10 protein-coding genes and 1 pseudogene are annotated in these 9,971 nt (G+C 64.9%); 4 read left to right on the forward strand and 7 right to left on the reverse strand.

All coding sequences use genetic code 11. The features are described 5' to 3' along the window. Positions 1–283, forward strand: a pseudogene (locus VN856_RS28330) (TetR/AcrR family transcriptional regulator); the annotation flags it as partial. Here VN856_RS28330 and VN856_RS28335 read toward each other — a convergent pair. Next, positions 280–1,455, reverse strand: a complete 1,176-nt coding sequence (locus VN856_RS28335; protein ID WP_325695485.1) for a thiolase family protein — start codon at positions 1,453–1,455, stop codon at positions 280–282. The pseudogene VN856_RS28330 and the gene VN856_RS28335 overlap by 4 nt on opposite strands. A 127-nt stretch (positions 1,456–1,582) precedes the next feature. Here VN856_RS28335 and VN856_RS28340 point away from each other — a divergent pair, with 127 nt between their 5' ends. Then, entirely contained in the window at positions 1,583–3,163 is a 1,581-nt protein-coding gene (locus tag VN856_RS28340; RefSeq protein WP_325695488.1) for a gamma-glutamyltransferase family protein, read from the forward strand. On the opposite strand, the gene purD is transcribed toward VN856_RS28340, so the two are convergent. Then, positions 3,160–4,428 carry a phosphoribosylamine--glycine ligase gene (gene purD / locus VN856_RS28345; RefSeq protein WP_325695491.1) on the reverse strand — a complete coding sequence of 423 codons (1,269 nt, stop codon included), beginning with the start codon at positions 4,426–4,428 and terminating at the stop codon, positions 3,160–3,162. The two genes, VN856_RS28340 and purD, sit on opposite strands and share 4 nt — an antisense overlap. 46 nt (positions 4,429–4,474) lie before the next feature. Further along, positions 4,475–4,882 carry a MarR family winged helix-turn-helix transcriptional regulator gene (locus VN856_RS28350; protein WP_325695494.1) on the reverse strand — a complete coding sequence of 136 codons (408 nt, stop codon included), beginning with the start codon at positions 4,880–4,882 and terminating at the stop codon, positions 4,475–4,477. A gap of 82 nt (positions 4,883–4,964) precedes the next feature. On the opposite strand from VN856_RS28350, the gene VN856_RS28355 reads away from it, so the two are divergent. Then, positions 4,965–6,050 (forward strand): aldo/keto reductase, encoded by a 1,086-nt coding sequence (locus tag VN856_RS28355; protein WP_325695497.1) that lies wholly within the window; start codon positions 4,965–4,967, stop codon positions 6,048–6,050. Between the two features lie 123 nt (positions 6,051–6,173). After that, positions 6,174–7,076: an alpha/beta hydrolase gene (locus VN856_RS28360; protein ID WP_325695500.1), complete on the forward strand. Its 903-nt coding sequence runs from the start codon at positions 6,174–6,176 to the stop codon at positions 7,074–7,076. Between the two features lie 37 nt (positions 7,077–7,113). Here the strand turns inward: VN856_RS28360 and VN856_RS28365 are convergent, their stop codons facing one another. The 4 genes from VN856_RS28365 to VN856_RS28380 form a co-directional block, all read right to left on the reverse strand. Continuing rightward, a complete protein-coding gene (locus VN856_RS28365; protein WP_325695502.1) occupies positions 7,114–7,542 on the reverse strand; it encodes a carboxymuconolactone decarboxylase family protein in 429 nt (142 codons plus the stop codon). After that, on the reverse strand, positions 7,542–8,399 hold the full coding sequence (locus VN856_RS28370) for an NAD(P)-dependent oxidoreductase (RefSeq protein WP_325695504.1): 858 nt from the start codon (positions 8,397–8,399) through the stop codon (positions 7,542–7,544). Before VN856_RS28370 ends, VN856_RS28365 begins: the two co-directional genes overlap by 1 nt. Then, on the reverse strand, positions 8,396–9,145 hold the full coding sequence (locus VN856_RS28375) for an SDR family oxidoreductase (protein ID WP_325695507.1): 750 nt from the start codon (positions 9,143–9,145) through the stop codon (positions 8,396–8,398). The genes VN856_RS28370 and VN856_RS28375 overlap by 4 nt, the downstream gene beginning before the upstream one ends. A gap of 21 nt (positions 9,146–9,166) precedes the next feature. Continuing rightward, on the reverse strand, positions 9,167–9,971 hold an 805-nt coding region (locus VN856_RS28380), incomplete at its 5' end, for an aldehyde dehydrogenase family protein (RefSeq protein ID WP_325695510.1).

Consider the following 9,971-nt stretch of genomic DNA (forward strand, 5'->3'; position numbering starts at 1 on the left):
CGCCGGCCTGTCGGCGGAGGACGCGTTCGACACCTACGCCAGCATCTCCGTCCACACCCAGGGAGCGGCAGTCCTGGAACGGCTACAAGACAAATCCGCCGGAGCCGAACCGTATCGTCGCGACGGGAGCCCGGTCATCGACCCCGAGACCATGCCGCTGATCGCCAAGCTGACTGAGAAAGGTCACCGTATAGGCGTCGCCGACGACATCAACTTCGAGTACGGGTTGAATTGCCTTCTCGCTCACGCCAGCCGGCTGATCGAGGAGGGTCGACCGAGCTAGACCTCGATCACGACGGCGCCGCCCTGGCCGCCGCCGGCGCACATCGCCGCCACACCGATTCCGCCGCCGCGACGGCCCAGTTCGTGCACCAGCGTGGTCAGCATCCTCGCGCCGCTGGCGGCGATCGGGTGACCCAGGCTGCATCCGCTGCCGTAGATGTTGACCAGGTCCTCATCCAGTCCGTACTCGCGGCATGCGGCGATCGGCACCGACGCGAACGCCTCGTTGATCTCCCACAGCGTGACATCGCCAGGCGAGAGCCCGGCCCGGTCCAACACCTTGCCGATCACCTTCACCGCGCCCAAACCGGTGTCCTTGGGCTCGACGGCGGCCGACGCCCAGGCCTTGACCGAGCCCAGCACCTTCAGCCCGGCAGATCGGGCGAAGTCCTGCTCGGCCAGGGTCAATGCCGCGGCCGCATCATTGGTTCCGCTGCTGTTGCCAGCCGTGATGGAGAACCCCTCGATCTCCGGGTGCAGCACCTTCAGCGACGCGAGCTTCTCGAGGCTGGTTTCGCGACGCGGATGTTCATCCACGCTGAACTCCACCAGCGCGTCGTCGAGACCCTTGATCTTCAGCGGGACGATCTCGTCCACGAAGGCGCCGCTGTCAATCGCCGCGATCGCACGCTGGTGTGAACGAAATGCCCACGCATCCATCTCTTCGCGGCTGATCCCGACGGCCTGCGCGGTGTTCCACCCGACGGTGATCGACATATCGCGGCCCGGGGCATCGGGGGTTTCCACATGGGTCGGCGGAATCCACCGCTCCTCGAATTCCAGGGTCGGCCCGGGAATGCGCCAGTTCATCATCGGCGTCATCGACAGCGACTGCACACCACCACCGACGACGACCTTCTCGGCTCCGGCGCCGATCTGTGCTGCCGCGTTGGAGACGGCGGTGAGGCTACCCGCGCAGTGCCGGTTGACCGCCTGACCGGGAACCGATGTCATGCCGGATGCCGACGCGGCATAGCGGGCCATGTCGCCCCCGCCGTAGTGAGATTCGGCGAAGATCACGTCGTCGATATCGGCGACGTCCACCCCGGACCGCCGGACGGCTTCTTGCAGGATGGTGGTCGCGAGGAACTCGGGCGTGGTGTTGACCAGCGAGCCCTTGAACGACGTCCCGATGGCGGTCCGAACTGCGCTGACGATGACGGGCTTGGGCATGTGGATCAACCTTTGTTTGGGTGCTTAGGGTTACAAACTAGGCCAGAAGCGTAAATGGTATCAGCTACCGTTGCTCCGACGATATCGGGTGGTTGCCGACGCCAGAGCACGCTGAAAGACTGTGCCGGTGCAGCCGTTCGGATGGGAACTGCCTTACCCGTGGCCGCGAAAGCCGGTGCTGGCGACGAACGTGGTCTGCACCTCGCAACCGCTTGCGGCCCAGGCCGGGCTTCGGATGCTCGGCGACGGCGGCAGCGCGGTCGATGCGGCCATCGCCACCGCGATTGCGTTGACAGTGGTCGAGCCGGTCTCCAACGGGATCGGGTCCGACGCTTTCGCCATCGTTTGGGACGGACGGGAACTGCACGGGCTGAACGCCTCGGGCCGCTCACCCGCAGCGTGGACGCCGGAGTATTTCGGCGGCAAGGGCGTTCCTCCGCTCGGCTGGAATTCCGTCACGGTTCCCGGTGCGGTATCGGCGTGGGTCGAGTTGCACGCCAAATTCGGGCGGCTCCCCTTCGAGCGGCTCTTCGAGCCGGCAATCTTCTACGCCCGCAACGGCTTTCTGCTGTCGCCGACCATCGCGGACCAGTGGGCGGCCCAAGTGCGGCTTTTCGAGTCGCAGCCGGGATTCGCCGAAGCCTTCATGCCTGACGGCCGAGCGCCGACTCCGGGCGAGCTGGTCAGGTTGGCTGACCACGCCGTCACGCTCGAGGCGATCGCCGCGACCCAAGGCGAGACGTTCTACCGCGGAGAACTGGCGGCCAAACTCGAAGCCCACTCGTCAGCCCACGGCGGCGCCATGCAGGCCAGCGATCTGGCGGCGCATCACGCTGACTGGGTCGGCACGATCTCTGGGGATTACCGCGGGTACACGGTGCACGAGATACCGCCCAACGGGCAGGGCATCGTCGCCCTGATCGCGCTCGGCATTCTCGAACACTTCGACATGGCTGCGCTTCCAGTGGATTCCGCCGACGCCGTACATCTGCAGATCGAGGCGGTGAAGCTCGCGTTCGCTGACGCGCAGGCCTACGTGTCCGACATCGACCACATGACGGTGAGCCCGCAGAGTCTCCTCGATGCGGATTACCTGCGCGAGCGCGCGACGCTGATCGATCGGGACCGGGCCAGGCCTGCCTCTGCCGGCACACCACGCGGGGGCACGGTGTATCTCACCGCCGCGGACGCCTCGGGAATCATGGTGTCGATGATCCAGTCGAACTACATGGGTTTCGGCTCAGGCGTCGTGGTGCCCGGCACCGGGATCGCACTACAAAACCGAGGCGCGGATTTTGCTGTGCAACAAGGGCATCCAAACCAGGTAGGACCGGGTAAGCGGCCGTACCACACCATCATCCCCGGTTTTCTGACCAAGGACGGCACTCCGGTGATGAGCTTCGGGGTGATGGGCGGCCCCATGCAACCCCAGGGTCACGTGCAGGTGGTGGGGCGCATCGTCGACCACGGCCAGAATCCGCAGGCGGCCTGTGACGGCCCGCGGTTCCGCTGGGCGCATGGCCTTCAGGTGTGTTGCGAGCCAGGCTTTCAGCCGTCGACGCTGGACGAACTTCAGCGACGGGGCCATCAATTGGTCACCACCGACGACTACAACCAGTTCGGCAGTTGCCAGGCGATCTGGCGGCTCGACGACGGGTACCTGGCGGTCAGCGACCCTCGCCGCGACGGCCAGGCAGCCGGCTTCTAGATACGGATCTCGCCCTCGGCAGCCGCCAGGCCGATGTCGGTGCGAAAGTGGCTTCCGGGCAACCGAATTGATCCGAGGATCTCGTAGGCGGCTGAGCGGGCCGCGGCCAAATCGGGTCCGGTACCCACCACCGACAGGACGCGGCCGCCCGAGGACACGATCGCGCCGTCGTCGCGTCGAGCTGTTCCGGCGTGCAGAACGCCGTTACTCTCCGAGCCGACGATCGCGTCACCAACCCGTGGCTTGCCCGGATAGTTCTCCGCGGCAAGCACCACCGTCACGGCGGCGCCGTCGCGCCACTTCAACTCACCTAGGCTTGCCAGCGTGCCGGTCGCAGCGGCGTTGAGCAGCTGGCCAAGTGGCGACTCGAGCAGCGCGAGCACCGACTGTGTCTCCGGATCGCCGAATCGGCAGTTGAATTCGATGACGGCAGGCCCATTGGCGGTGATGGCCAGCCCGGCATACAGCAGTCCGGAGAAACTGCTGCCGCGCCGGACCATCTCGGCGGCAACGGGTTCCACGATCGTGCTGACCATGGCGCGGTAGACGTCGGCCGGTAGCCACGGCAGCGGCGCGTAAGCGCCCATCCCTCCGGTGTTAGGTCCGGTGTTGCCAACGCCGACGCGTTTGAAATCCTGCGCCGCCAGCAGCGGCACCACGGTCTCGCCGTCGACGACGCAGAACAAGGACACCTCGGGGCCGTCGAGGAAAGACTCCAGCAGCACCGGATGCCCCGATTCGAGCAGTGCCGCGGCATGAGCGCGTGCCACGTCACGGTCCGGCGTGACCACCACACCTTTGCCGGCGGCCAACCGATCGTCTTTCACCACCCAGGCGCGGTCTCCGGCCGGCGGCCCGAACCTGTCCAGCGCGGCGTCCAAAACTGCTGGGCTGTCGACGATCTCGCTGGAAGCGGTACGCACACCGGCGGCCGCCATCACGTCTTTGGCGAAGGCCTTGGATCCTTCGATTTCGGCCGCCGCCTTGCTGGGCCCGAAGCAGGCAATGCCGGCCTCGCGCACGGCGTCGGCCACACCGAGTACCAACGGAACCTCGGGGCCGATGACCACCAGGTCGGCCCGGATCTCGCGGGCCAGGGCAACGACGTCGTCGCCCGAGGTGATATCGACGTCGTGCTGGTCGGCTATTGCCGCCGTGCCGGCATTGCCGGGCGCGATGGCCACCGCCTCGACCTGTGGATCGGCACGTAACGCCAGCACGAGGGCATGTTCGCGGGCACCGGAGCCGACCACCAGAACGCGCACGAAATGTCACTCTAGCGGGGTGACGATGCGCGCCGTTACACGACAGTCAGATGATTTTTTCGAGCAGGTTTTTCAGTTCCTTCTGCTGCGCGGCGGTGAGACGCCCGAGACGCTTGGTGAACTCTTCGGACAGCGCCGACATGCCGCCCGCGGCGGCTTTGCGCCCGTTCGCGGTGAGTAGCAGGCGATGGCGCCGCAGATCGGCAGGATCGATCTCGCGACGCACAAAGCCCGCCGCCTCCAGCCGTTTGAGGTACACGGTGACCGTTGCCTTGGGCATGTTCAGTGTCGTCGCCAGCTCTGCTGGGTAGGGGTGCTCATCGATCTCGGCGAGCAGGAACAACTCCTTCGACTCCAGGCCCAGTGAGCAGATCTCATCCTCGGCGCAGGAGATGACCGACAACAGCACCCGGTAATTCAGGGACCAGATCTTGGCCGCATCAACCGCAGTCATCGACTTGCCAGATCGTTCAACTATGAACTAGTTTAGATGTGAACAAACGCATGATCGAACAATCTACCAGAAAGCCGCCATTATGCCTCTGGATCAATACCTGACACTCGGACGGTCCGGCCTGCGCGTCAGCCCCCTGTGCCTGGGCGCCATGACATTCGGCGAAGACCTCGGCTGGGGTACCAGTGTCGAAGAGTCTCAACAGATCATCGATCGGTACACCGAACTCGGCGGAAACTTCATCGACACCGCCAACTTCTACACCCGGAGCCACTCCGAGAAGATCCTCGGCGACCACATCGGCCGCCACGCCGCTCGACGCGACCGGCTGGTGATCGCGACCAAGTTCAGCGGCAACTTGTATCCGGGCGATCCCAACGGTGGCGGCTCGGGCCGCAAATCATTGATCAACGCCTGCGAAAACTCGCTGCGGCGGTTGCAGACCGACTACATCGACCTGTACTGGCTGCACATCTGGGACGCCAACACCCCGATCGAGGAAACGATGGCCGCACTCGACGATCTCGTTGCGGCCGGCAAGGTTCGCTACATCGGTGTCTCGGACACACCTGCGTGGAAGATCGTGGAGGCCAACCTGATTGCCCGTTTCCACGGTTGGTCCAGTTTCATCGGCCTGCAGGTCGAGTACTCGTTGCTCGAACGCGCGATCGAGCAAGAACTGGTGCCGATGGCGAGTGAATTCGGCCTCGGCATCACGCCCTGGTCGCCGCTGAAGAGCGGCGTGCTCAGCGGCAAGTACACCCGCGCCAACAGCGGTACGCACAATGCCGATCGCGGAGCGATGGTCGATGCCTTCCTCAACGACAAGACTTACGCGCTGATCGACGAATTGGAGGCCATCGCCGGAGCGCATCAGACCAACGTCGCCAGCGTGGCGCTGGCCTGGGTTCACGCACAATCCGGGGTCTCATCGGTCATCATCGGCGCGCGCCGGCTTTCGCAGCTCGACGAGAACATCCGGGCCGTCGATGTGAATCTCACCGCCGACGAACTGGACCGGCTCGATGCGCTCACCAAACCCAGGCTCGGATTCCCGAACAACATGCTGGAAATGGCACCGGGCATTCTCAACGGCGGGACGACCGTCAACGGAGTGCCGGCCCCGACTTCGGAGTATGTGATGCCGAAAGGTGCTCAGCCGTACTGAGATTGACGGTCAGCCGAGGCGTCCTGCAACCCTTCGATGGCGATCGTTCCTCATCGTCGGGTACCGGCAGCTGGTTACGCGATTTGCCGGTGCGGCCACCGGCGCTGACTTACAGTCGAGTGCATGGCGGCTGCCAGCAAACAGATAGCGGACGAGTTGTCGGGTCCGACTGAAGTCGAGTTCCTCTCCGCCGGCACGCGTTGCGTGGGCTGGCTATATCGCCCGAGCGGTACCGAAGCCGCTGTTCCCTGTGTGGTGATGGCCCACGGCTTTGGGCTCACTTACGCCGACGGCCTGTGCCGTTACGCCGAGGCACTGGCAACTGCCGGCGTCGCCGTGCTCGCCTATGACCACCGTTACCTCGGTGCGTCGGAAGGTGAACCGCGCCAGCGGGTTCGCATATCTGAGCAGCTCGAGGACCGCTTGTCAGCGATCGCTTTTGTCCGCGGTCTCGACGGAATCGACCCCGACAACGTGATCGTCTGGGGCTACTCACTCAGCGGCGGGACCGCCATCGAGGCCGTTGCTGCGGACAAGCGAATAGCGGGTGCGATCCTGCTCTGCCCGTTCGCCGACGGCCGTTGGCGGTGTAATCGCAGCGCGAGAACGCAACCACGCAACACATTGTGGACGATGGGGCAGGCGATCAGGGACGCGACGATCCCAGTGTCCGCGGAGCCCGGCAGCCGGGGTGGGCTGACTTTTCCCGGTGAGTACGCCGGATTCACCAAAGCCGTCGGCCCCGGTTGGCGCAATGAAGTGCACGCCGGCATGGCCCTAACCTTGGCCTTCTGGCGACCCGTTACTCAGGCACGAAAGCTCAACTGTCCGATCCTGCTTCAGTCTGGTCAGCGCGACCTATCGGTATCCGCCAAGGCAATCAACCAGCTCGCGCAACGGGCGCCGCATGCAGTGCTCAAGCGCTACGATATCGACCACTTTCAGCCGTTCTGCGGCGACCACCACGCACAGATCGCCGCGGACCAGGTGGCGTGGTTGAAGTCGTTGCAAAAAGCCGTTCGATGATGCCTGAAGGCTTTCAGCCGTACTGAGATTGACGGCCCTATTCGCCCGAGTGCATCTTGAGCGCGCCCTCGACGTTGGCCTTCTTGTCCTCGCCGGCACCCTTCGCCGCGGCCTTCTTCCGCTTCGCCACGACGCTGTCGACCGCGCCGTTGAGCGCTGAACCCAGGGGAAAGCCAAGATAGTGGGTGAGGAAGACCGCCATCTCCTTGAGTTCGGTCTCGGTGAGTTCCTCGTTGAGTAGCGCCGCGTTGATCTGGATCTCGGCCAAGTCGCGTTTGCCGACTGCGGTCACCGCGGTCAGCGTCATGATGCGCTTGTCGCGCATAGACAATCCCGGTCGGCTCCAGATCGTGCCGAACAGGTGATCGACCGTCAGATCGAAATACGGGTCGCCCTCGATGTTGGGCATCTCCCAGCCGTATACCTCGTTCATCTTCGCGAGGCCCTTGCTCCGCAACTCGTCCATCACGCCTCTTTCTCTGTGTGCGGCAACCCGAGTCCCGCTGCCAACCGCTGGTAGGCCAGCTGGGCGAGCGGCAGATCGACCGAGACGGACTCACCCAACGCCAACGCCAGGCTCAGATCCTTCTCGCCCAGCTCGCGGGCGTGCAGGAATGATTGGTACAGGAAGTTGTCCGGGTCCAGGTCATTCATGTTGTCGCGCACCATGATCGCCCCCGGGCCGCTCGTGAGGGCGTCAGTGTGACGCACCACCCGTCCGAGCGCCTGCAGATCCAGCCCGGCCGCCTCGGCGAGTTTCATGGCCTCGCATGCCGCAGCGTAGGAGGTGAACGTCAACATGTTGCGGGCCAACTTCATTCGGGTGCCCGCGCCCGGCTCGCCAGCGTGGATGACGACCGCCGCCCAGTGTTTGAACGCCGGCTTGATCCGCTCGTAGACCTCGCGGTCGGCGCCCACCATGGTCGCGAGCTCGCCTTTCGCGGCAGCGGCCGCGCCGCCACTGACGGGCGCGTCGACGATGTGTATGCCCTGCTGTTTGAGTTCGCCGGCAAGTTCGGCTGCCGTCGTGTCGCTGATGGTCGAGTGGATCGCGATGACCGTTGAGGGCTTGACGTGTGGCGCCAGCTCACCGACCACCTCACGCACCTGCACGTCGTCGAGCACGGTGATGTGGATGATGTCCGCGGCGGCCACATCGGCGATGCTGTCGGCCAGGCTGGCGCCCTTCTCGGCCAGCGGCGTCATAGCCTCGGCGCGGATGTCGTAAACGGTTACACCACCCGGCCATTCGGTCATCTTGGTGGCCATCGGGGCACCCATGTTGCCCAGGCCGATGTAGCCGAGCGTCGGACTGTCGCTCATGACCGAATAACCTGCCCGCCGTCGACATTGAAGATCTGTCCGGTGATCCAGGACGCCTCATCGGACAACAGGAACAAACACATGCCAACCAGATCCTCTGGTGTACCCATCCGGGAGAGTGGGAGCCCCTTGACGATGTCCTGAACGATCTCCTGCGGCGTGGTGGTCCGGTTGGCCTCGGTGTCGATGGGCCCGGGTGCTATCGCATTGATCCGGATGTTCTGACCGCCCAACTCGGTGGCCAGCTGCTGGGTGAGGCCGTTGACGCCGACTTTGGCCAGGCCGTAGAAGTTCGAGTACAGCCACGCCGCAGTGGATGACTGGTTGACGATCGCACCACCGCCGCGCTTGGCCATCTTCTTGTACACCGCGCGGGTACACCACAGTGCGCCGTCAAGATTGACGCTCATGAACTTCTTGTAGTACTCGGGGTCGACGGTGAGCAGGAAGTCGAGCTTCATGCCACCGAAGATCGCGGCGTTGTTCACCAGGTAGTCGATGCCGCCGAACTCGGACAGCGTGCGGTCGGCCATTTCCTTGGCCGACGCGGGGTCGGAGACGTCGACCGGAATGCTGATCGCGGTTCCGCCGTCGGCGACGATTTGCTTGGCCACCCCCTGCGCCGCTTCGGCATTGATGTCGGCGACGACGACCGCCGCACCCTCCCGCGCCAGCGCCTCGGCGTAGGCCTGGCCGATGCCGCCGCCGGACCCCGTGACGATGGCGACCTTGTTGTCAAACCGCATGTTTTCCTCTCGAGGACGTGACTAGACCGCGGTCGCGATGGTTTTGATTTCCAGGTATTCCTCGAAACCGGCCAGACCCATCTCGCGCCCGTTGCCGGACTGCTTGTACCCGCCGAAGGGCGCGTCCGCGGAATACCAGACGCCACCGTTGACGTTGACGGTGCCCACTCGCATTCCCGCCGCGAACTTGGCGGCTCGCTCCGGATCAGCACTGAACACGGTGCCCGACAACCCATATGGCGAATCGTTGGCGATACGAAGGGCGTCGGCGTCCCCGTCGTGGGCGATCACGGTGAGCACCGGCCCGAAGATCTCCTCGCGGGCGGGTCTGGCGTCGTTGTCCAGTCCGGCGATCACGGTGGGCTCGATGAAGAACCCGGTGTCCCGGTCGGCCGTTCGGCCGCCGCCGCAGGCGAACGTTCCGCCCTCCGCAATCGCCAGGTCGAGGTAGCTCTGCACCCGGTCGCGCTGCCGCGCCGAAATGACTGGCCCGCACACGGTTCCGGGCTTGTTGGGGTCGCCCGGCTTGATCGAGCCCATGGTGCCTGCGGCGATCGCGACGGCCTCGTCGTATTTGGACCGCGGCACGACGAGCCGGGTGGTGATCGCGCAACCTTGCCCGGCGTGCATGGACGCGGTAAAGGCCGATACCGAGCACGCGCCGTTCAGATCCGCGTCGTCGAGCACGACGAAGGCTGACTTGCCGCCGAGTTCCAGGAACACCTTCTTGAGCGTTACGGCCGCGTCGCTCATCACGCTGCGGCCGGTGGCCGTCGAGCCGGTGAACGAAACCATGTCCACCCGAGGGTCTTTGGCCAGCAACGCC

This window comes from Mycobacterium sp. (genome assembly GCF_035603715.1).
GTDB lineage: Bacteria > Actinomycetota > Actinomycetes > Mycobacteriales > Mycobacteriaceae > Mycobacterium.

Excerpts from the sequence above, each read along its gene's own strand:
- VN856_RS28335 (WP_325695485.1), bottom strand. The coding sequence starts at position 1,455 with ATGCCCAAGCCCGTCATCGTCAGCGCAGTTCGGACCGCCATCGGGACG.
- VN856_RS28350 (WP_325695494.1), bottom strand. The coding sequence starts at position 4,882 with ATGACTGCGGTTGATGCGGCCAAGATCTGGTCCCTGAATTACCGGGTG.
- VN856_RS28355 (WP_325695497.1), top strand. The coding sequence starts at position 4,965 with ATGCCTCTGGATCAATACCTGACACTCGGACGGTCCGGCCTGCGCGTC.
- VN856_RS28360 (WP_325695500.1), top strand. The coding sequence starts at position 6,174 with ATGGCGGCTGCCAGCAAACAGATAGCGGACGAGTTGTCGGGTCCGACT.
- VN856_RS28365 (WP_325695502.1), bottom strand. The coding sequence starts at position 7,542 with ATGGACGAGTTGCGGAGCAAGGGCCTCGCGAAGATGAACGAGGTATAC.
- VN856_RS28370 (WP_325695504.1), bottom strand. The coding sequence starts at position 8,399 with ATGAGCGACAGTCCGACGCTCGGCTACATCGGCCTGGGCAACATGGGT.
- VN856_RS28375 (WP_325695507.1), bottom strand. The coding sequence starts at position 9,145 with ATGCGGTTTGACAACAAGGTCGCCATCGTCACGGGGTCCGGCGGCGGC.